The following is a 21,819-nucleotide window of genomic DNA, read 5'->3' on the forward strand; positions in this document are numbered from 1 at the left end:
TGGTGGTAAATAATGAGGTGATGCATAGGAGTAGCTGCTTGGATGCGCGCCAATCCAATCCGGTATTCGAATTATTAATTGACCGCTGAGCTTCATAGACTGAGCGCCTCCTCGTGCAATAAGGATATTGCTCATGCTTACCACACCCGAGGCGACACCGGCTGTCGCGACTTTTACAACCGCGCAACGCACCGAACTTTTGGTCGACCATACCGCTGATCTGGACAAGGCCGAGGTTTTGCGCAAGTCCATTCCGGACTGGCTGGCCAGCGCAGACCTGACGGTGGTGCAGGCCCTGAAGGCAGCGATTGAGCAAAGCAATCTCACGTACTCCAAAGCCGAGGAGGTGCTCAACACGCTCAAGCCTCTGGATGAGTTTTGCAAGGAACAACTGACCGTCTTCCTCAAGGGTAAGTGGACGGCTGATTTCGATGTTGAGCGCGACACTCTGGAGATCATCACCACATTGATTTCAGCTACCGGGTTGTTTCCCGTCGGCTACGTGGGGCGTAAAACGACCACGTCTCGCACCCTGTTACACGCGGCCATGGAGAACTTCACCACAGCGCAAGCCAGGCCTGGCGCAATTCCTGAAGAATCGTTAATACGGATCAATGCAAAACCCCAGACGGGTACTGAAATAACCCCGACGAAATTCGCGGCGCTCTGTCGCGAACTCGACCTTGGTACCCTCTATCAACGTCATATCAGCCAGGTGTTGGCATTACCGGGCAACCCCGAAAGCAACCTGCCTGTCGACGATCGTGCAACGGCCGCTGACATCCGGCGGTTGAAATTGCTGGATATGCAAGTCGCCGTTCACATCGCCTACCTGAAAAAGAACATCAGTGCCGCTGTGTACAAGATGATGCTGAGCGTGATCAAACAAGATGTCCCGGCAGCACAGACCAGGGGAGCTGTCTTCGATGGTGCACCGGTGATCTGGCAAGGTCTGACGATTCATGACGCCTGCGTCTGTGGGGCACTGGTGTTCACCAAGGTTTCCATCGATACCGATCCGAAGGCAAAGTGCGTGGTTTACATGCCGAACGAACCTCGGCGACCGCTGTATGAATATGCCTCGCTAGATGAGTTCAAGACTTACCTCACACTTCATCTGCAAAGTAAAAGCTATAGGGACTACTTCGCCAGACAGTACCTCCCAGGTCACGATAAAACCGATTTCTTTACCGAGTTTGATAAGGACAAAACCCTGGGCACGCTCACTGCCACGCCGGCCACTCGTCCTTCAGATTTTTTCTTCAACGCTTTTTTCAGCAAAACCCAGCGAGATGCGCGAATTCTTGCCGTCCCCACCGCAGATGTCGATGAGGAGCAACGGCAGAAAACCATACAAATGTTGCTCGATGGAGGCCTCCTGCTGTTGAACGCGGCATCATTTTTCGTGCCGGTGCTGGGCCAATTGATGGCCATTGCTGCAGTCGTTGACATCGTCAGCGAAGTCTATGAGGGCGTGGAAGATTGGGCGCACGGCGAGCGGACCAGGGCGTTATCCCACTTGCTGACAGTTGTCGAAAGCGTTGCGCAGATGGCGGCGATTGCGGTGGGCGGCAAAGTTGTTTCGACAGCCATCGGTCGAGCCGTGAAAGAAAATGCGACTTTTTTTGACGGCTTCGAGGCGGTGAACCGCGCTGATGGCAAAGCACTGCTTTGGAAGCCCGACCTTCAGTCTTATAAACAGCCCTCGGCACTGCCAGAAGCGTTGCAGCCCGACTCGCAGGGCATTTACACCGACGGCGAGCACTCTTCGATCGTCATGGACGAAGCGACATATCGCGTCTCGCACAACGCGGCCAAGAATGCGTGGCAGATAAAACATCCCGCGCGCCAAGGTGCGTTCGAGCCAGGCATCGAACGGAACGTCGAAGGGGGGTGGCGACATGTCCATGAACATGCGCACGAATGGCCGGATGGCGGTTATGCATTGCGTCGTACGGCGACGCATCTGGGCGGGTTTTCTCCCACTGAGCTGACGCAGATCGCCGAAATGACCGGGATATCACCCGCCGAGCTTTACCGACTGCATGCCGGCAACCTGAAGTTACCGCAACGGCTGAATGATTGTATCGAGCGCTTCAGGCTGGACGGGCGAATCACCCGGCTGATCGCGGCCATGGAGGCGGGAGAGAGCGCCAATACGGAATTTGTACAGGAGCAACTGCATACACTGCCGAGGTTGCCGGGATGGCCCGCCAAGCGCTTCATTGAAGTGCGCGATGAAAATGAACGGGTCGTGTCACGCTTCCCGGAGACGGCGCCAAAAGATGACGACATCAACAGCGTACGGGTTTCTCAAGCGCAACTGAACGCAGGACAACTGCTGGAAACCGTCAACAGCGGACTCCATTCTAACGAGGTCGTAGCCATCGTCGGCCCTGGGAGGACCGAATCGAAGTCTGTGCTGTTGGCAAATAAAATGGCCAGCACTCTGAAGACTGATCGCCGGCCGCTACATGACTGGCTCTACAAAACCTATGACGGCGACGCCACCGGCGATGTCGCGACGTTGCGCGAACAGGCTCCCGAGGTTCCCGTTCGAGTCGCCAAAGAGTTGTTGGATAACGCCTCTGGCAGGGATCGCAGCTTTCTTCGTGACCGCAGGATTCTTGGATTTGAGCTGGCTCGGCAGGTCAGTGAGGCGCAGTCCGCCATCAGGCTGGACCGTGCACTCACGGGGCTGCACCTTGCGCAACTGGCCAACGCCGACACGGACACGCTGGCCCTCAGGCTTCTTGATCGGCTGCAGGGCTGGGATGAAGGTTATCGGCTGGAAGTACGACAGGGGTCGCCGACGGGGACTTTGCTGGACAGTGCGGGCAATGTTGACGCGGCGTCGACCGGGGTAATCGTCAAGACGTCCGCGGGCTATCAGGTCACACAGCGCAACGGCACTTCGCTAACCACCCGAACAAGCGAAACACTCATGGAATCGATCTTCCATGCATTGCCGGCAGACCAACGTACCCGCATGGGCCTCTCAGGCATCGACACACTTGGTGTTCCCGTTCTACGACAACGTCTTTCGGCTGCAGCCACTGGCAATCCGGCGCGTACCGGACAGCTCCTGCGGGGTGAGATCAGTGAAGCCCCGAAACACCTTTCCAACTGTGTCCAGGCTGATCCGCCCGCGACGGGTTCTTACGCAAAAGGCTTGATGCGAAAAGTCAGAAAGCTCTACCCGCTGTTCACCGATGCCCAGGTTTCGTCCTTTCTCGACGAGGCGGGCAGTACCCAAATGCAGCGGGTCAATCGAATCAAGGCACTTGAACAGCAGCTCAAGAGTTTTCTCGGGGTGTTGCACACCTGGCGCGACGATGAGGTTCAGATGAAGAAGCTGCCGGGGCAGCTCAACGATATTCGTGTCAGCCGTCGTCAGGTGGCCAATGCCATCGAAAACTGCTGGCGCCGGGTCGCGCCGCCGCGATGGCCGCAAGATCAGCCTTTTACCACGCTCAAGTTTGATCGCAACCCGGTGGGCCAACTGCCGACGCTGACCGAGCAGGACGTCGCCCATGTGCGCAGCCTGTCCATCAAAGACATGGAAGCCGGAGATGAGCTGGCGTACTTCCTCAGGCCGTTCAAAGGGCTTGTCAGTCTGGAACTGGACCGCAATCGACTGACACGATTGCCTGAAGCGCTGTCGCACATGCCGCACCTTCAGCACTTGAGTCTGAATGGAAATCAGCTGGGACTGACCGAACACACGCTGCGCAAGCTGGCCGATATGCGCAATTTGCGCACGCTAGGGCTCAGCGGTAATCGGTTGGGGGCCACGCCTGATGTCAGCAAAATGTTCCATTTGGAATCTTTGTTTTTGCGCGATACCCACGCCACGGAACTGCCTGTGGGGCTTGCCCGATTGCCGAATCTGGACATGGTCGATCTGCGAGGTAACGAGATTCGGGAGTTGCCGGCCTGGCTGTTTGATGTCCCGAAACGGTTCGCCCAAACGGTCAATCTGCGGCATAACCCATTATCTGTGGCCAGCCGTGCGAAGCTCAAAATCTATCGTGACCGCACAGGCATCGGGATGGGCTTTCTCGACAATGATGCCGCAGTGACCAATGAGCAAATGGCTCGAGACCTGTGGATGCCTTCACCGGGTGAAGAAACCTATGCCGGTCGCAACAGCACATGGAGCGCGCTGAAAAACGAACCCGCTTCGGATGGGTTTTTTCGGTTGTTGGCAGAGGCTGGAAGCACGGCAGATAGCCGCTATTTGCATGAAGACATGACTCGCCGGGTCTGGAGTGTCATTGAGGCGACTCAGGCAGATTCGGCGTTACGCGATCAATTGCTTTCGATGGCTGTGAAGTCCAATTGCACTGATTCTGCGGCCACGACTTTCAGTAATATCGAGGTGGCAGTCGATATCGACAAGGTGATTCGGCAGTCCGCCAATGCTCACGATCAGGCCTCTCGATTGTTAAGTCTGGGGCGACGTCTGTTCCGCCAGGATTATCTCGCCAAGATCGCTCGGGAACATGTCCAGGCCAATCCGAGGCTCGATCCCGTGGAAGTGGAATTGGCCTATCGCACCGGTCTGGCCGAAAAACTCGACCTTGTCGGCCAACCCAGGCATATGCGCTACGCGTCGCTTGGCGGCGTGACATCAAAAGACCTGGATGTTGCGTACAACAGAGTCATCACTGCAGAACTCTCACCCGAGCTACTGAATTACATGAGCAACCGCACGTTCTGGGTCGATTTTTTGCGTCAGCATCATGGCAAGCAATTCACCGACCTTGCCGCGCCTTTTCACCCGCGGATGGAGGCGGCCTTTGGACGCGAGGAAACGCCTGGCGCGGAATATCACGCGCAGGTCGACGGCATCGTGGATGAGCTGCAACGGGGAGAAACCAGCCTGTTGAACAGGCTGACTGAAGAGGCCCTGAAGGCGGACGAGTTGAAGACTTGTTTTATGCTGGGGTGAGCGCGTCAGGCCTTACCTCTGATCAATCGACGCAACGCAAAGCGATTCGGATGACAAGCCTCGGCCACGGCTCTCGGCAGGGGCAATGGTTCGTTATCGAGCCAGGCGGCCAGCAACTCGCCTGACAACGGCGCGGTGATCAACCCTCTGGAACCGTGGCCGCTGTTGACGTACAAACCGTCCAGCCATGGGCAAGGGTTGTCCGGGGTTTTTCGGGCATCCTTGCTCAAGGCGCTATAGGCATCTGCAAATGTCTGACTGTCGGCCAATGGGCCGACAATCGGCAAGTAATCCGGGCTGGTGCAGCGAAACGCCACGCGACCTTCGAGTGTTTCAGGTTGCAATGCATCTGCCTTTAACCGAGCCAACAGGTCCATCGAGATTTCTTCAAGCATCTGCAGGTTGCCTGCATGTTCGGCCGCTGTCGGTGTGAGGTCGTCGGTGTTGAAATCGAAACTGGCACCCAGGGTGTGTTCACCCAGTCGTGCTGGCGCAACATATCCTTCGGCGCAGACCACGGTACTCAGCGTCTGACTTTCAGTTGTCTGCGGCAGGCGAGTGATCTGTCCACGAATACGTTTGAGCGGCAACTCGCTGCTGTAAGGGAACCGCTTGATCTCGGCAGCGCCGGCCAGTACCACTGCCGGTGCGCTGGCCAGTAGCGTGTCGCCGTCCCACGCTTGCCATTGCCCATCAGTGCTGCGCAATTGCAGTACATCATGGTGCGTCAGTATCTGGATATTCGGGTGCGTGGCTTGCCACTGGCACAGGGCCGGCGGATGCACCCAACCGCCCTCGGGATAAAACAGACCTCCCCATTGCAAACCGATACCGGCGCGCGCCTCGGCCTGCGCTCGATCGAGTGTGTGGAGAAAGTCTTCGGGAAACGCTGCCGCCAATTGCGCCTGACGCTCGGCTTCCTTGGCGTTGAAGGCCAGTTGCAAGACCCCGCAATCGTCCCAGTCGACGCCCCGTTGCAGATGTTCGAGCAAGCGCCGGGTGTGACCGAAACCACTGACAATCAGCTGCGACAACGCGGTGCCATGGGCCGAAAGCTTGAGATACAGCACGCCCTGTGGATTGCCCGAGGCTTCTTGCGCCAGCGCATCGTGACGCTCCAGCAGACTGACTTGCCAACCCCGCGCCGCGAGGCTGGCGGCGCTGGCGCAACCGGCCAGGCCGGCGCCGATCACCAAGGCACGACGCTCGCCGTTCAGTGGCGTCGGCCGCGCAAACCACGGTTTAACCGGGGCGGACATCGGGACGTCCTCAGGCCAGCCGAGGAACACGCCTCGCAAAATCTCCCATTTGTGGCCAATGCCGGGTGTGCGCTTCATCTTGAAGCCCGCCGCGTTCAGCAGGCGGCGTACCCAGCCGGTGCTGGTAAACGTACTGATGGTCGAGCCGGGGGCCGCCAGACGCGCCAGTTCGGCGAACAGTTCGGCGGTCCACATGTCGGGGTTTTTCGCCGGGGCGAAACCGTCGAGAAACCAGGCATCGATCTGCGCGTCCAGTTGCGGCAATTGCTCCAGCGCATCGCCGATCAGCAGGGTCAGGGTCACGCGACCGTTGTCCAGCACCAGGCGCTGGAAGCCTTGGTGGATTGCGATGTATTGCGTCAGCAGTTGATCGGCAAACGGTTTGAGCTCTGGCCACAAGGCCAAGGCACGCTGCAGATCGGGCAGGCTTAACGGGTACTTTTCGACACTGACAAAATGCAGTCGCGCCCCGGCCACCGCGTGCTGTTCGAACAGCTGCCAGGCGCAAAGGAAATTCAGCCCGGTGCCGAAACCGGTCTCGCCAATCACCAGTCGACCGCCGGCCGGCAACGCGGCAAAACGTTCACGCAAAGCGTTCTGTTCGAGGAATACGTAGCGGGTTTCGTCCAACCCTGACAGATCGGAAAAATACACATCATCGAACACCCGCGAGCGCGGGAGACCTTGGTCGTCCCAGTCGAGCTGGGCGTGGGGCAATACAGGTTTCATGGCAGGCTCGGCAACGGCAAGGCGGCCATTCTAGCCGATCGCCGGAGCGGTGCTTGATCCATGGCAACGCCTGCGTTCGCAGATTCGCTGAAAATCTGTAGCAGCTGGCGCAGCCTGCGTTCGATCGCGCAGCGGTCGTAAATCCTGAGTTCACGGTTTACCTGAAAAAATACATCGGCTGATTTTGCGACCGCTGCGCGATCGAACGCAGCCTTCGGCAGCTGCTACAAGAAATTATCGTTGCTGCGAAGTAAGGGATTTCTCCCACGGAAAACAACTCAATCCGCTAGTCTTGCTCAATCCTGGAAGGAGCCGTCCCATGTTCGAATCCGCCGAAATCGGTCACGCCATCGACAAAGAAACCTACGACGCCGAAGAACCGGCCCTGCGTGAAGCCTTGCTCGAAGCGCAGTTCGAACTTCACCAGCAACGCCGTTTTCCGGTGATCATTCTGATCAATGGCATCGAAGGCGCCGGCAAGGGCGAGACGGTCAAGTTGCTGAACGAATGGATGGACCCACGCCTGATCGAGGTCCGCACGTTCGATCAGCAGACCGACGAAGAGCTGGCTCGGCCACCGGCCTGGCGCTACTGGCGGATGCTCCCGGCCAAGGGCCGCATGGGGATTTTCTTCGGCAACTGGTACAGCCAGATGCTGCAAGGCCGGGTTCATGGCTTGTTCAAGGACCCGGTGCTGGATCAGGCGATCAACCAGTCCGAGCGCTTTGAAAAAATGCTCTGCGACGAAGGCGCGCTGATCTTCAAGTTCTGGTTCCACCTCTCCAAGAAGCAAATGAAGGCGCGGCTCAAGGCCCTGGCGGATGACCCGCTGCACAGCTGGCGCATCAGTCCACTGGATTGGCAACAATCGAAAACCTACGACAAATTCGTGAAGTACGGCGAACACGTGTTGCGCCGTACCAGTCGCGACTACGCGCCTTGGCACGTGATCGAAGGGGTGGACCCTCATTACCGCAGCCTGGCGGTGGGCAAGATCCTGCTCGAAGGCCTGCAAAGTGCCCTGAAGCGACACAAGGTCCATCCTTCCAAGGTCAATGCCGCGCCGTTGCCCATCCATGTCGATCAGTTGAACCTGCTCGACAGCCTGGATTTGACCCTGCGCCTGGACAAGGACGATTACGAAGAACAGCTGATTATCGAGCAGGCGCGATTCTCCGGCCTGATGCGCGACAAACGCATGCGTCGGCACGCCTTGGTGGCGGTGTTCGAGGGCAATGATGCGGCTGGCAAGGGCGGGGCGATCCGCCGGGTCGCGGCGGCCCTCGATCCGCGTCAGTACAGCATCGTGCCGATTGCCGCGCCCACCGAAGAGGAACGTGCGCAGCCTTATCTGTGGCGTTTCTGGCGGCACATCCCGGCCAAGGGCAAGTTCACGGTGTTCGATCGTTCGTGGTACGGGCGGGTGCTGGTGGAGCGCGTCGAAGGCTTCTGCCCGCCGGCGGACTGGTTGCGGGCCTACAGTGAAATCAATGATTTTGAAGAGCTGATCGCCGAGGCCGGGGTGATCGTGGTCAAGTTCTGGCTGGCCATCGACAAGCAGACGCAACTGGAGCGCTTCCAGGCGCGGGAAGAAATTCCCTTCAAGCGTTTCAAGATCACCGAAGATGACTGGCGCAATCGTGACAAATGGGACGACTACCGCGCGGCGGTCGGTGACATGGTCGATCGCACCAGCACCGAGATATCGCCCTGGACGCTGGTGGAAGCCAATGACAAGCGCTGGGCGCGGGTAAAAGTCCTGCGCACCATCAATCTGGCGCTGGAAGAGGCGTTTGAAAAGTCCGACAAGCACAGCAGGAAAGTGAAACAGTACAAGAAGTGAGCGATGGTTGCGCATACGCGGGGTGAATGATTGTCGCGGTCGGTAATGCAGTGGACTTATGCTCGGTCCACTCCCAACCGACAACAACAATGAGGTATGCCATGCGTGAAGTGGTGATCGTCGACAGCGTGCGGACCGGCCTGGCCAAATCCTTTCGCGGCAAGTTCAACCTGACCCGTCCGGACGACATGGCGGCCCATTGCGTCAATGCGCTGCTGGCGCGCTCGGGCATCGACCCGGCCAGCGTCGAGGACTGCATCGTCGGTGCCGGTTCCAATGAAGGTGGCCAGGGCTTCAACATCGGTCGCAACATCGCGGTGCTGTCGCGCCTGGGCACCGGCACTGCCGGCATGACCCTCAACCGTTTTTGCTCGTCGGGATTGCAGGCGATCGCCATCGCCGCCAACCAGATTGCTTCGGGTTGCAGCGACATCATCGTCGCCGGTGGCGTCGAGTCGATCAGCCTGACCATGAAAAGCATCAACACCGACAACCTGATCAACCCGCTACTCAAAGAGCAAGTGCCCGGCATCTATTTCCCGATGGGCCAGACGGCCGAAATCGTCGCTCGTCGTTATAACGTCAGTCGCGAAGAACAGGATCAGTACGCGCTGCAAAGTCAGCAACGCACCGCTCAGGCTCAGGCCGATAGATTGTTTGACGATGAAATCGTGCCGATGGCGGTGAAGTATCGCGTTGAAGACAAGGCCACCGGTCAGGTACAGATCCTTGACGGCATCGTCGATCACGATGACTGCAATCGCCCGGGCACCACCCTGGAAAGCCTGGCGGGATTGAAACCGGTGTTTGCCGAAGACGGTTCGGTGACGGCGGGCAATTCTTCGCAGCTGTCTGATGGCGCGTCGATGACGCTGGTGATGAGCCTGGAAAAAGCACTGGAACTGGGGTTGAAGCCCAAGGCGTTCTTCCGTGGCTTCACCGTGGCCGGTTGTGAGCCGGATGAAATGGGCATCGGCCCGGTGTTCTCGGTGCCGAAGTTGCTCAAGGCCAAGGGTTTGCAGGTTGCCGACATTGATCTGTGGGAACTCAACGAAGCGTTCGCCTCGCAATGCCTGTACAGCCGCATTCGGTTGGAGATTGATAACGACAAGTACAACGTCAATGGCGGTTCGATTTCCATCGGCCATCCGTTCGGCATGACCGGTTCGCGTCAAGTCGGGCATCTCGTGCGTGAATTGCAGCGCCGCAACGTGCGTTACGGCATCGTCACCATGTGTGTGGGTGGCGGGATGGGGGCGACCGGGTTGTTTGAAGCTGTGCGTTAAGTCTGGGAGATTTGTGTCGTCTGATTAACCGCTTTCGCGAGCAAGCCCGCTCCCACAGGGATCTAGTGTGCAGCATAGATCCAATGTGGGAGCGGGCTTGCTCGCGAAGGCAGCGCCTCGGTCTACAGGCTCATCCGCAGAAGCAGCATCCGCTCAATGTAAGCCTGTACCTCCCGCGCCAACTTCTCCGGGTTTTCAAACGGCCCTTCAAGGGTGTTTTCCCGGGTGCTGAAATACAAATCCCCATTCACACGACACACTCGGTCGCAGCGAAAGTGCGTGGCGGGGGCATTGTCCTGGGCGCGCTTGCCGTACATGGCGATCTCCTGAGGAATGTTCCTGTTGGCGAATCCCATGAGCTTATGCATGAACCACTTGCAACGCCTGGCCAACCGATCGACGGCATAGCGCCAATTTAATGGTGCGACCTGCACAGTTTCATTCGCGGCCAACGCCCAACTGTCCCTGTGTGCCGAACGGCTCTAAGCCTAGAATGACCGTTCTCGCCACTTGGCTTCGGGGTTCGCAATGCACATTTCATCGGGTCGCTGGGTTTACGGTCTGTTCCTGGCCTTGGTGACCGCGCTGCTGTGGGGAATCCTGCCGATCAAACTCAAGCAAGTGCTGCTGGTGATGGACCCGGTGACGGTGACCTGGTTTCGCCTGATCGTATCCGGCGGGTGCCTGTTCATTTATCTGGCGGCGACCAAGCGCCTGCCGAGCCGCAAGGTGCTCGGGCCGCGTGGTGGCTGGTTGGTGTTGATGGCGGTGCTCGGCCTGGTGGGCAACTACGTGTTGTACCTGATGGGCCTGAACCTGCTCAGCCCCGGCACCGCGCAACTGGTGGTGCAGATGGGGCCGATCATGTTGCTGATCGCCAGTCTGTTTGTGTTCAAGGAACGGTTCAGCGTGGGGCAGGGGATTGGCCTGCTGGTGCTGTTGATCGGCTTTGCCCTGTTTTTCAATCAGCGGCTGGCCGAGTTGCTGACCTCGCTGACCGATTACACCGCCGGCGTGCTGCTGGTGCTGTTGGCGTCCACGGTCTGGACGTTCTACGCCTTGGGCCAGAAGCAATTGCTCACGGTGTGGAATTCGCTGCAGGTGATGATGGTGATCTACCTGTTCTGCGCGATGTTGCTGACGCCGTGGGTGCATCCGCTGGAAGCGCTGCAACTGAGTCCGTTGCAAGGCTGGCTACTGCTGGCGTGCTGCATGAATACGCTGATTGCTTATGGCGCGTTTGCCGAGGCATTGGCGCATTGGGAGGCGTCGCGGGTCAGTGCGACGCTGGCGATTACGCCGTTGGTGACGTTTGCTGCGGTGGCAGTGGCCGCGTGGTTGTGGCCGGACTATGTGCATGCCGAGACGATCAATGGTCTGGGTTATGGCGGGGCGGTGCTGGTGGTGCTGGGGTCGGCACTGGTGGCGTTGGGGCCGTCGTTGATTGCGGGGCTCAAGGCCCGAAAGGTACGGGTGGCAGCAGGTTGACCGCGTCATCGTTCATCGCGGGCAAGCCACGCTCCCACAGGTTTTATGTAGATCACAATATTCTTGATCGACTCAGAACCTGTGGGAGCGTGGCTTGCCCGCGATGGCTGACTGTCAGACGCTACAAAACTCAGCCCTTGGCGCCAGCCTCCAGCATATTCTCCGGCCTCACCCACGCATCAAACTCTTCGTCCGTCAGATACCCAAGTTGCAACGCCGCCTCACGCAAGGTCAGCCCTTCGGCGTAAGCCTTTTTGGCGATTTCCGCCGATTTGTCATAACCAATGTGCGGATTCAGCGCTGTCACCAACATCAACCCACGCTCCAGATGTTCAGCCATTTTCTCTGCATCCGGTTCCAGACCGGCGATGCAATGCTGCTGGAAGTTGCTGCAGCCATCGCCCAGCAGGCGGATCGATTGCAGCAGGTTGTGGATGATCACCGGTTTGAACACGTTCAGTTGCAGGTGCCCCTGACTCGCGGCAAACCCGATGGCGACGTCGTTGCCCAAGACCTGACACGCCAGCATCGACAGGGCTTCGCACTGAGTCGGATTGACCTTGCCCGGCATGATCGAGCTGCCCGGTTCGTTGGCCGGCAGTTTCACTTCGGCGAAGCCTGCTCGCGGCCCGGAGCCCAGCAGGCGCAGGTCGTTGGCGATTTTCATCAGGGTCACGGCGAGGGTTTTCAACGCGCCGGACAGCGTGGTCAGCGGCTCATGGCCAGCCAGGGCGGCGAATTTGTTCGGTGCGGTGACGAACGGCAGGCCGGAGAGGGCGGCCAGCTCGGAAGCGATGGCTTCGCCAAAACCGTGGGGCGAGTTCAGCCCGGTGCCGACCGCGGTGCCGCCCTGGGCCAGCTCACAGACGGCCGGCAGCGCGCTGCGGATCGCCCGTTCGGCGTAATCCAGTTGCGCGATGAACGCCGACAGTTCCTGGCCGAAGGTAATCGGTGTCGCGTCCATCATGTGGGTGCGACCGGTTTTGACCAGTTTCATGTGCCGCGCCGACAGCTCGGCCAATCCGCCCGACAGTTCGCTGATCGCCGGCAGCAAATGCTGTTGCACGGCCTGGGCTGCCGCGATGTGCATGGCGGTCGGGAAACAGTCGTTGGAACTCTGGGAGCGGTTGACGTGATCGTTAGGGTGAACCGGCGACTTGCCGCCGCGAGCATTACCGGCCAGTTCGTTGGCGCGACCGGCGATCACTTCATTGACGTTCATGTTGCTCTGGGTGCCGCTGCCGGTCTGCCAGACCACCAGCGGGAACTGGTCGTCATGGCTGCCGTCGAGCACTTCGTCGGCGGCCTGTTCGATTAGCCGGGCGATGTCGGCGGGCAGGTCACCGTTGCGGTCATTGACCCGCGCCGCGGCTTTCTTGATCAGCGCCAGGGCATGCAGCACCGCCAGCGGCATGCGTTCGTTGCCGATCGCGAAGTTAATCAATGAGCGTTGCGTCTGAGCGCCCCAGTAGGCTTCATCCGGGACTTCCACCTGGCCAAGGCTGTCGGTTTCGATACGGCTCATCATGCACACTCCTGTAGGTCTGATAGCGCAGTTTAGGCCGTGATCGCCTGTCGTGGTTCCATCAGTCTGGAATTTGACCGTTCAACCCCTCTAAATCAGGCCCGACAAGGCTTGGGGTTGAGCCACACAGTTTTTTAGGCGCAGAATGGACGCCCTTGGGGTTTTACCTCGCCTGCTAGAAAAGGAAACTCGATGACTCGTCTTCGTGCCATCTGTACCGCGGTTGCACTGGTTTGCGCCAGCGGCCCTGTTTTTGCCGATACCGCCAGCCACAACGCCAGTGCCGAAGCTTTCCTGACCCTGGCGCACGCTGACAAATTGGGCACTCCGGTGTACATGCAAGTGCAGCAAATGTTCGCTCAACGCTTTGAACAAACCAAAGCACCTGAATCGAAAAAAGCCTTGCTGGAAACCTACCAGGCCAAAGCCAACGCCGCGCTGGACCAAGCCATTGGCTGGAACAAGCTGAAGCCGGACATGGTCAAGCTCTACACCACCAACTTCAGCGAATCCGAGCTGAAAGACCTGGTCGCGTTCTACCAGTCGCCACTGGGCAAGAAAGTCCTGGAAAAAATGCCGCAGCTGACTCAGCAATCGGCCCAGATGACTCAAGCCAAGCTGGAAAGCGCCGTGCCTGTGGTCAACAAGCTGCTGGCTGACATGACGGCCGAGCTGGAGCCTAAAGGCGCCGCCGCTCCAGCCAAGAAAAAGCCTTAAGCGGAGTTCGGTATGACCATGCAACAACGCATCGAATCGACGCTGGGCCTGTTGCAGCCGCAGCATCTGCAAGTGCTGGATGAAAGCCACATGCACAGTCGTGGGTTGCAGACCCACTTCAAGGCCGTGGTGGTCAGCCAGCAGTTCGAAGGGCTCAACCGCGTCAAGCGTCACCAGAAAGTCTACGGCACGCTCGGCGAGCTGATGGGCGAGTTCCATGCGTTGGCGCTGCATACCTACACGCCAGAGGAATGGGCACAGATCGACGCGGCTCCGGCCTCGCCGACCTGTGCTGGCGGCAGCAAGCATTAAGCATCGGTTTTTTGCTAGAATCCGCAACGCGCCGCTCACCCGGCGCGTTTTTTTTCGCATCCGGTTCACCCCTTACGAGGGTAGCCACCTGGAGAATCACCCATGACACAACAGATTGTCGTGGCGGCACTGTATAAGTTCGTCACCCTGGAAGATTACGTCGCCCTGCGCGAGCCGCTGCTGCAAGCGATGGTCGACAACGGCATCAAAGGCACGCTGCTGATCGCCGAAGAAGGCATCAACGGCACCGTGTCCGGTAGCCGCGAAGGCATTGACGGGCTGATGGCCTGGCTCAAGAACGACCCGCGCATGGACGACATCGACCACAAAGAGTCGTACTGCGACGACCAGCCGTTCTATCGCACCAAAGTCAAACTCAAGAAAGAAATCGTCACCCTCGGCGTCGAAGGTGTGGACCCGAACAAAAAGGTCGGCACCTACGTCGATCCAGAGAACTGGAACGCGTTGATCAGCGATCCGGAAGTGCTGTTGATCGACACCCGCAACGACTACGAAGTCTCGATCGGCACCTTCGAAGGCGCCATCGACCCGAAGACCACCAGTTTTCGCGAATTCCCCGACTACATCAAAGCCAATTTCGACCCGGCCGTGCACAAGAAAGTCGCGATGTTCTGCACCGGCGGCATTCGTTGCGAAAAGGCGTCGAGCTATATGCTCAGCCAGGGCTTCGACGAGGTCTATCACCTCAAGGGCGGTATTCTGAAGTACCTCGAAGAGGTGCCGCAGGAAGAAACCAAATGGCAGGGCGACTGCTTCGTGTTCGATAACCGCGTGACCGTTCGTCACGACCTCAGCGAAGGCGACTACGATCAATGTCATGCCTGTCGTACACCGATCAGCGTCGAAGACCGCACATCCGAGCACTACGTGGCCGGCATCAGTTGCCCGCATTGCTGGGATAAGCTGAGCGAGAAGACCCGTCGCAGTGCCATCGACCGGCAAAAGCAGATCGAACTGGCCAAGGCGCGCAACCTGCCTCATCCGATCGGCTACAACTACAAGCAAACTCCTTCCGAGGCTTGAACCATGTCCGTGCAGCGCCTGCTCTATGTGATGGACCCGATGTGTTCCTGGTGCTGGGGCTTCGCGCCGGTGGCCAACGCGCTGGTCGAGCAGGCGCAAGCAGCGGGGGTGGACGTGCACCTGGTGGTGGGCGGTTTGCGTACCGGCAGCGGCTCCGCGCTGGAGCCGACCACCCGGCGCTACATCCTTGAGCATTGGCAGGCGGTCACCGAAGCCACGGGTCAACCGTTCAAGCTGGAAGGCGCGTTGCCCGACGGGTTTGTCTACGACACCGAACCTGCCTGTCGGGCGCTGGTGACCGCGCGCAGCCTGGCGCCGGATTGCGCGTGGAAACTGCTCGGGCTGATTCAGCATGCGTTTTACGCCGAAGGTCGCGATGTCACCCACGCCAGTGTTCTGGTGGAGCTGGCGGAGCAGGCCGGTCTGCCGCGCATCGAGTTCGCCGCCGCGTTCGACCGTGCCGATCAGCACGCCGCGACGGCGGCCGATTTCACCTGGGTCCAGGACCTGGGCATTGCCGGTTTCCCTACCTTGCTGGCTGAGCGTGATGGTCAATTGGCGCTGTTGACCAATGGCTATCAGCCGCTCAGCGTATTGTCTCCGTTGCTCGGCCGCTGGCTGGAGCGCGCTGCCTGTGCATGATCTGCCCGACGACGCGCCAGCTCCTTCACGTGTCGACCGTCTGAGCTGGGCAGAAATCCGTCGCCTGGCGCTGCATCACAAGAAATCTCTGTGGATCGCCAACGGCGTGGCGGTGCTGGCAACCCTGTGTAGCGTGCCAATTCCCTTGCTCCTGCCGTTGCTGGTGGACGAAGTGCTGCTGGGCCACGGTGACGCCGCACTGAAAGTCATGAACCACGCGCTGCCCGACGACTGGCAGAAAGCGGCGGGCTACATCGGCCTGATGCTGCTGGTGACCTTGTTGCTACGTTGTGGCGCCTTGTTCTTCAACGTTGTTCAGGCAAAGTTGTTTGCGGCACTGGCCAAAGACATCGTGTACCGCATTCGCACACGGCTGATCGAACGGCTCAAGCGCATTTCCCTGGGCGAATACGAAAGCCTGGGCAGCGGCACGGTGACCACGCACCTGGTCACCGACCTGGATACCGTGGACAAATTCGTCGGCGAAACCCTCAGCCGCTTCCTTGTCGCCATGCTGACCCTGGTCGGCACCGCGAGCATTCTGATCTGGATGCACTGGAAGCTGGCGCTGCTGATCATGCTGTTCAACCCGCTGGTGATCTACGCCACGGTACTGCTGGGCAAACGGGTCAAGCACCTGAAGAAACTCGAGAACGACAGCACCTCGCGCTTTACCCAGGCGCTGACCGAAACCCTCGACTCCATTCAGGAAGTACGCGCCGGCAACCGTCAGGGATTTTTCCTTGGACGCCTGGGTCAACGTGCCCGGGAAGTGCGCGATTACGCGGTGAACTCGCAGTGGAAAACCGATGCCTCGAACCGTGCCAGCGGCTTGCTGTTCCAGTTCGGTATCGATATTTTCCGTGCGGCGGCGATGCTCACCGTGCTGTTTTCCGACCTGTCCATCGGCCAGATGCTCGCGGTGTTCAGCTACCTGTGGTTCATGATCGGTCCGGTGGAACAGCTGCTGAATCTGCAGTACGCCTATTACGCGGCCGGCGGCGCGCTGTCGCGGATCAACGAGTTGCTGGCCCGGGCCGATGAGCCTGAATACCCGGGCGGTGTCGACCCGTTCAACGGTCGCGAAACCGTTGGCATCGAAGTCCAGGGATTGAGTTTCGGTTACGGCGACGAGCTGGTGTTGAACCAGATGAACCTGTCGATCGCCCCCGGCGAAAAAGTCGCGATTGTCGGCGCCAGCGGTGGTGGCAAAAGTACCTTGGTGCAGTTGCTGCTGGGCCTGTACACGCCGCTCGCCGGGACGATTCGCTTCGGCGGCTCGACCCAGCAAGAGATCGGCCTGGAAACCGTGAGGGAAAATGTCGCCGTGGTCCTGCAACATCCGGCGCTGTTCAACGACACCGTCCGCGCCAACCTGACCATGGGCCGCGAACGCAGCGACGAAGCTTGCTGGCAAGCGCTGGAAATCGCGCAACTGCACCAGACCGTTCGAGAGCTGCCCAACGGCCTGGACAGCATCGTCGGACGTTCCGGCGTGCGGTTGTCCGGCGGGCAGCGCCAACGCCTGGCGATTGCGCGGATGGTACTGGCCGAACCCAAAGTGGTGATCCTCGACGAAGCCACCTCAGCGCTGGATGCCGCCACCGAATACAACCTGCACCAGGCGCTGGCGCGGTTCTTGAGCAACCGCACCACGCTGATCATTGCGCATCGGTTGTCGGCTGTGAAGCAGGCTGATCGGGTGCTGGTGTTCGACGGCGGGCAGATCGCCGAGGATGGCGACCATCAGCAGTTGATTGCTGATGGTGGGTTATACGCCAAGCTTTATGGGCATTTGCAGCAGCTGTAATTCATCTCCACAGAACTTCCAGAGCACCTGCCGTGCCGTCATAGCCGAACTCTTTCATGACAACAGAACAGCTGTTGCATGGCGGCATGGTCGTGGCCACGTTGACCGATGTGATCATTTCACGATTCGGGTACTTTTGTCGGAGTGCGCTGATCAGCTTGGACTCGCTGTCCAAAGAAGTCGGTCGGCTGGTCATCGTCGGCTTATAGGTGTCGATGTCCTTTATCGTGTGCGGAATGGCCAGTACCTTTCCTTCGTTTGTGACGTTCAACGCAGTTCTGGTAAATGTCTGGCCTACGTCGATATTGAAGTAGGTGGTCCCGTTGATAATGACTCCATCCGAGGCGAACGGAGGTTTGAACAGCGGTAGTTCTCCGGTAAGTCCTTGCGCACCTGAAACGCTGACATAAACCTCGCGTTTTCCGGTCGGCGTCACGACGTCGGCGTAGGCGATGTTTCTGGCGTTCCGTGATTTAAGATCGTGGGGAAGCAGTTTCTGGAACTTCTCCATTGTCTTATTGATTTTCAAGTTACTGTTCATCCCGACAGTGATGGTTTTCTCAACGAACAGCGTATCGAAGATTTCCGCGGCTCTTTGGCGAAAGGGTTCCGGAGCGGATCCGCTGCGAGACCAGGACGTCGCCCCGGTCGGAAATGTGCTGACAATCATTCGTGTGGAATGGTCGAACAGTACCGCTTCACCGGGGCTGGTATCCACCCTGAGCAGTCTGAGCGTATCCGGCGGATTCACGTGGCCGCCAATCGGAATGGCAATTTCATCCATGGTTTTCATCGCACGTTCCACCGCTTCTATGCCGTGAATCCTTGCCATGTTATTGGCATTGAGCGATCCGGTATAAACCGTCTTCAATTCCTCAGCCAGGTCGGCGGGCAAGGTTTGTGCCTTGCGCAGTGTCAGGGGGGTGGAAAAGCTTTGCCCCGGAAGACGCTCGGTGACGTAAAAATCTCCCGCATCCAGTCGGGTGAACACATAGTGCTTTGAACCGTCCATTGACGGGACGATGATGGCGCCGGCCTCAATGGTATCCAGCTGATTCGAGCGCGAGAGGGGAATACGCGCTTTGATTCGCCCGTAAATCCCTTTTTGAAATTCCATCGAAGCCGTGAGTTGGTCCTGGTTTTTCAGGGTTTTCAGTAACAGAGGCTGTCCCGGGTTGGCCGGCGTATAGAGAGTGTCCCCGAACCACGGTGCCCAACCTTTGCTTTCGTCCTGGCTACCAATGGCCGGCGTAGGTGCCGGATCACGGGTGACGAATGTGGTCGTGCATACCTCGTCACCCGGGCTACGTCGTACCCGGCAAGGCAAGGATTTGAACATTGCCTGGTCATCAATCAAGTCGGCACGGCGCAGTTGGTTGCCGTCCAGACGATAGGGAATGTCATCAACGAACAGTGTGGTTCGACCATCGACCTCAAGTACTTCACGGATATGGGCGTTTTCCGGGAGTTCTACCAGGACGTGGGATTCGGCAGGAGGTAACGTTTTGAAGGTTGACCGGCCCTGTATGAGGTTTTTGCTGTGATTGTGCAGGCGGGGGCCATAGGGCAAGGACGTCACCGGATCGACGGGGTGGAATCGGGTCAGGTCCGACAGGCTGGTATTGCGCACAAGTACATCATCGACACCGTTGACCGTTGCCAGTCGATCATTGCTTGTCAGCGGCTTCCAGCGTCCCGGATCGGTTGTCTGGGGCAGGTTGTGCACCAGTCGGTAGCTGTCGGCGTGTCCTGTCAGTTTCTTGAACCCGCTAACACCTAAGCGTCCCGCCGTGTGCAGTCCTTTCCACGCGCCGCTTCCCATTGTCTTGACCAGTGTCGGAACCCCGTCCAGCGGGTTCAGGTTTCTCGCCGAAGCGGTCAGCAGTTTTCGGGTCAACGTTGAAAAGGAGGGCAGACTTGCTTTGACGGTCATGCGCGAGGCTGTGGTCCCGGCCCTGATCAACCGCACCGAACCCGACATGAATTTCCCGATAGGGCTGATGAATGAAGCCAGATCCAGCACGAGTCCGGCCACGCCTGCGAGTATCCGGTCAGTTTTGCCCGATAAAAGGTCCTCAATACTGCCCCAGAAGGGCACAAAGCCTTTGACCAGCTCTATGAAATTCTGCCGCCGTTGTTCGCCTATGGCCCTGAGGGTGTCGAATGCCGTCATGCCGCGGGCCTGGGAATGCAACTGCCGTTCATCGACGAACAGCAGATTCATTGCAATGTAGTGGGCCACTTCATTCAACCGGACAGATGCTTGCGTTGTCACTTCGCTAACGACTGCGTTTGGCGATACAGCTGCGGGCACGTCACCTACCACGCCGAGGATCGCTATGCAGTACGCCCTGTCAGCAGGCCGTGTGCCTTTCAAGTGAGCGGTCCAATCGATAAGCAGCGTAGTGCTGATTTCAGCCGTATATGTTTGTCCGGGGATCGAGGCGTGCAACGGAAACGTGGTGCGAACCCCGTTGATTGTTGAAACTCTCAGGTGGGGTCGGCAACGAATGAAACCAGCACTCGGGATCAGTTCGTAATAGGTGATTTCATGATTGTGGGTCACCTGTAGAACGAAACCTTTTCTTGGCCGGATGTCTCCCCTTATCTTGATGATTCTTTCTTCCAGGTGCAGGCTCAGCAGCCGGACGTCACCCCATTCAAGGGCCCGGCGGTCGGCCAGTGGCAGTGAGGTCAGCAGACTCGTGATCAGGGTCTGATAAGCCGTTCTGATTCTCGAGAGGTAGTTTGTGAAGTCTGTTTCAAACTGCTTGTTGATATCAGGCAGCGTCTTGCCCCTGTATGTGGTAATAACGCGCCTTTCGATCCCCCCATGAGCTTTGCGAAATTCCTCATGTTGCAGGGTTCGCTTATCGTCAATCTTGATCCAGTGACTGGTTCGTGTTTTCCCATCGGACTGGGTTACAAACCATTTTCTTCCGTCATCCAATTGGCCGTCGGCATAGACATCGAGGAATGCGTGGCCTGGCAGCTTCAATGAGGGCGTGTCTTTGAACCCAAAACTGGTCGGTCGCTCATCACGCAGCAACTTGCGCCCGTCCCATTCGAACATTGCATCGCCAAACAGATCATCCTTTACCCGTTTGGCCATCTCCAGTCTTTCAGGGGGCGGCAAATCGAGTGTCATAACGGCGTTGTTCAGGCTCTCGCTGTGGCTTTCCAGAGCCGCCATCGCCCGTTTCATATCGTCCTCGTCGTAATCGGATTGTTTTCGCGATTGAACGATGCCGCAGCAGACCGCCCATTCCAGTGCTGGCCCCATCCTCAGTCGAGTAATCTTCTCAAGTTGTTCGGACGAGGCATCGGCGCTCCGGGTCAGGGGCAGGTCGACGAGTTGTTGAAAGGACAGCGGTTGCAATCGATCAAGGCCGAGTTCATCTGCCAGCAGCACGCCGTGCATGAAGTTCACCCACACCACCGAGCTTTTGTAAGGAAGGTCGGGCGGGATATCGCGCACAGCGAAGTCCTTTGAGAGGCGGGTCTCGAACACACGAGCGAGAAAGGTCGCCTCTTTTGCATCAGTGACCCGTTTGGTGCGCAGCAAGTGCTGTTCAAAATCGCTGCGCAGGGTCTGATAGCTTTTGCCCCAGTGAGCCGTGTCTTGCCAGCGGAATCCGGCGAGTTCCTGTGGCTCATCCGCTGACGGGGCGTGCAAGTAAAGGCATATGGCTTTGCAAACCAGTTGATGGCGCACGGACGCCGAAGTCTGTTCGCCAGGGCCTGCGCCATACCACTTGAGCGCCTTGAGCAGCCTGTCGCCCAGCTCTTTTGCTTCGACCGTGTTCAGCATTTGCTGGAGGAATACAGAGGGTGTCGCGCGCAGTTGATCAATGGAGGCGGAAGCCAGTACAGAGGCGCCTAGATGACCGATTAACGAACGCTTGCCGTTCAGGAAAGCCTTCACGGTGTCGGTGATTTGAACATTGATGCGTTTTGTCTTGTAAGTATCGATGGTCATGCGTTGCGCGAGGTCGGGGGTCGCGCGCTGAATAGCCTTGAAGCCTCTTCGATCCTGGGCAGTGGGGCGCAGGCGCAAGTGTTCGATATCCGGGGCGTCGTCGAGTCCCAGAGTCTGTCTGGCGCGAAATTCTTCGTCCGCCGGTGATAGAGGGTGTTGATCTGGTGAAGGTAGAGACGTCTCTGTCATGTTGCACTCCTTTGGAAGGGTTCCCGCAACGGATAGGGGGAA

At 58.5% G+C, this 21,819-nt stretch carries 13 protein-coding genes; 9 read left to right on the top strand and 4 right to left on the bottom strand.

What is annotated here, in order from left to right:
• The first annotated feature begins 133 nt into the window (after positions 1–133).
• Positions 134–4,954, top strand: a complete 4,821-nt coding sequence (locus tag ACMXYI_RS14850; protein WP_415773746.1) for an NEL-type E3 ubiquitin ligase domain-containing protein — start codon at positions 134–136, stop codon at positions 4,952–4,954.
• Positions 4,955–4,959: 5 nt separating this feature from the next.
• Here ACMXYI_RS14850 and mnmC read toward each other — a convergent pair whose 3' ends face one another.
• Positions 4,960–6,942, bottom strand: a complete 1,983-nt coding sequence (gene mnmC / locus ACMXYI_RS14855; protein WP_415773747.1) for a bifunctional tRNA (5-methylaminomethyl-2-thiouridine)(34)-methyltransferase MnmD/FAD-dependent 5-carboxymethylaminomethyl-2-thiouridine(34) oxidoreductase MnmC — start codon at positions 6,940–6,942, stop codon at positions 4,960–4,962.
• Between the two features lie 319 nt (positions 6,943–7,261).
• Here mnmC and pap point away from each other — a divergent pair, with 319 nt between their 5' ends.
• On the top strand, positions 7,262–8,785 hold the full coding sequence (gene pap, locus ACMXYI_RS14860; protein WP_415773748.1) for a polyphosphate:AMP phosphotransferase: 1,524 nt from the start codon (positions 7,262–7,264) through the stop codon (positions 8,783–8,785).
• Between the two features lie 101 nt (positions 8,786–8,886).
• Positions 8,887–10,071, top strand: a complete 1,185-nt coding sequence (locus ACMXYI_RS14865) for a thiolase family protein (RefSeq protein ID WP_415773749.1) — start codon at positions 8,887–8,889, stop codon at positions 10,069–10,071.
• A 122-nt stretch (positions 10,072–10,193) separates the two neighbouring features.
• Here the strand turns inward: ACMXYI_RS14865 and ACMXYI_RS14870 are convergent, their stop codons facing one another.
• Entirely contained in the window at positions 10,194–10,388 is a 195-nt protein-coding gene (locus tag ACMXYI_RS14870; protein WP_033055288.1) for a DUF6316 family protein, read from the bottom strand.
• Positions 10,389–10,599: 211 nt separating this feature from the next.
• On the opposite strand from ACMXYI_RS14870, the gene ACMXYI_RS14875 reads away from it, so the two are divergent.
• On the top strand, positions 10,600–11,559 hold the full coding sequence (locus ACMXYI_RS14875) for a DMT family transporter (RefSeq protein ID WP_415773750.1): 960 nt from the start codon (positions 10,600–10,602) through the stop codon (positions 11,557–11,559).
• Positions 11,560–11,689: 130 nt separating this feature from the next.
• Here the strand turns inward: ACMXYI_RS14875 and ACMXYI_RS14880 are convergent, their stop codons facing one another.
• A complete protein-coding gene (locus ACMXYI_RS14880; protein WP_415773751.1) occupies positions 11,690–13,084 on the bottom strand; it encodes a class II fumarate hydratase in 1,395 nt (464 codons plus the stop codon).
• Positions 13,085–13,276: 192 nt separating this feature from the next.
• Here ACMXYI_RS14880 and ACMXYI_RS14885 point away from each other — a divergent pair, with 192 nt between their 5' ends.
• From ACMXYI_RS14885 to ACMXYI_RS14905, 5 genes are all read left to right on the top strand, one after another.
• A complete protein-coding gene (locus ACMXYI_RS14885) occupies positions 13,277–13,801 on the top strand; it encodes a DUF2059 domain-containing protein (RefSeq protein WP_033055281.1) in 525 nt (174 codons plus the stop codon).
• Positions 13,802–13,813: 12 nt separating this feature from the next.
• Complete coding sequence (locus ACMXYI_RS14890) at positions 13,814–14,113, top strand: BolA family protein (RefSeq protein WP_008151216.1); 300 nt, start codon at positions 13,814–13,816, stop codon at positions 14,111–14,113.
• A 102-nt stretch (positions 14,114–14,215) separates the two neighbouring features.
• Positions 14,216–15,157 carry a rhodanese-related sulfurtransferase gene (locus ACMXYI_RS14895; RefSeq protein WP_415773752.1) on the top strand — a complete coding sequence of 314 codons (942 nt, stop codon included), beginning with the start codon at positions 14,216–14,218 and terminating at the stop codon, positions 15,155–15,157.
• Positions 15,158–15,196: 39 nt separating this feature from the next.
• On the top strand, positions 15,197–15,799 hold the full coding sequence (locus tag ACMXYI_RS14900) for a DsbA family protein (protein ID WP_177338865.1): 603 nt from the start codon (positions 15,197–15,199) through the stop codon (positions 15,797–15,799).
• A complete protein-coding gene (locus ACMXYI_RS14905; protein ID WP_415773753.1) occupies positions 15,792–17,609 on the top strand; it encodes an ABC transporter ATP-binding protein in 1,818 nt (605 codons plus the stop codon). The genes ACMXYI_RS14900 and ACMXYI_RS14905 overlap by 8 nt, the downstream gene beginning before the upstream one ends.
• A 1-nt stretch (position 17,610) precedes the next feature.
• On the opposite strand, the gene ACMXYI_RS14910 is transcribed toward ACMXYI_RS14905, so the two are convergent.
• Complete coding sequence (locus ACMXYI_RS14910) at positions 17,611–21,777, bottom strand: hypothetical protein (RefSeq protein WP_415773754.1); 4,167 nt, start codon at positions 21,775–21,777, stop codon at positions 17,611–17,613.
• Between the last annotated feature and the right edge of the window lie 42 nt (positions 21,778–21,819).

Source organism: Pseudomonas lyxosi, from assembly GCF_047758685.1.
Classification (GTDB): Bacteria; Pseudomonadota; Gammaproteobacteria; order Pseudomonadales; family Pseudomonadaceae; genus Aquipseudomonas; species Aquipseudomonas lyxosi.

What these genes read in the sequence shown, in the direction of transcription:
- pap (WP_415773748.1), top strand. Translation starts at nt 7,262, where the DNA reads ATGTTCGAATCCGCCGAAATCGGTCACGCCATCGACAAAGAAACCTAC.
- ACMXYI_RS14850 (WP_415773746.1), top strand. Translation starts at nt 134, where the DNA reads ATGCTTACCACACCCGAGGCGACACCGGCTGTCGCGACTTTTACAACC.
- ACMXYI_RS14895 (WP_415773752.1), top strand. Translation starts at nt 14,216, where the DNA reads ATGACACAACAGATTGTCGTGGCGGCACTGTATAAGTTCGTCACCCTG.
- ACMXYI_RS14910 (WP_415773754.1), bottom strand. Translation starts at nt 21,777, where the DNA reads ATGACAGAGACGTCTCTACCTTCACCAGATCAACACCCTCTATCACCG.
- ACMXYI_RS14875 (WP_415773750.1), top strand. Translation starts at nt 10,600, where the DNA reads ATGCACATTTCATCGGGTCGCTGGGTTTACGGTCTGTTCCTGGCCTTG.
- ACMXYI_RS14900 (WP_177338865.1), top strand. Translation starts at nt 15,197, where the DNA reads ATGTGTTCCTGGTGCTGGGGCTTCGCGCCGGTGGCCAACGCGCTGGTC.
- ACMXYI_RS14865 (WP_415773749.1), top strand. Translation starts at nt 8,887, where the DNA reads ATGCGTGAAGTGGTGATCGTCGACAGCGTGCGGACCGGCCTGGCCAAA.
- ACMXYI_RS14885 (WP_033055281.1), top strand. Translation starts at nt 13,277, where the DNA reads ATGACTCGTCTTCGTGCCATCTGTACCGCGGTTGCACTGGTTTGCGCC.
- mnmC (WP_415773747.1), bottom strand. Translation starts at nt 6,942, where the DNA reads ATGAAACCTGTATTGCCCCACGCCCAGCTCGACTGGGACGACCAAGGT.
- ACMXYI_RS14880 (WP_415773751.1), bottom strand. Translation starts at nt 13,084, where the DNA reads ATGAGCCGTATCGAAACCGACAGCCTTGGCCAGGTGGAAGTCCCGGAT.
- ACMXYI_RS14870 (WP_033055288.1), bottom strand. Translation starts at nt 10,388, where the DNA reads ATGTACGGCAAGCGCGCCCAGGACAATGCCCCCGCCACGCACTTTCGC.
- ACMXYI_RS14890 (WP_008151216.1), top strand. Translation starts at nt 13,814, where the DNA reads ATGACCATGCAACAACGCATCGAATCGACGCTGGGCCTGTTGCAGCCG.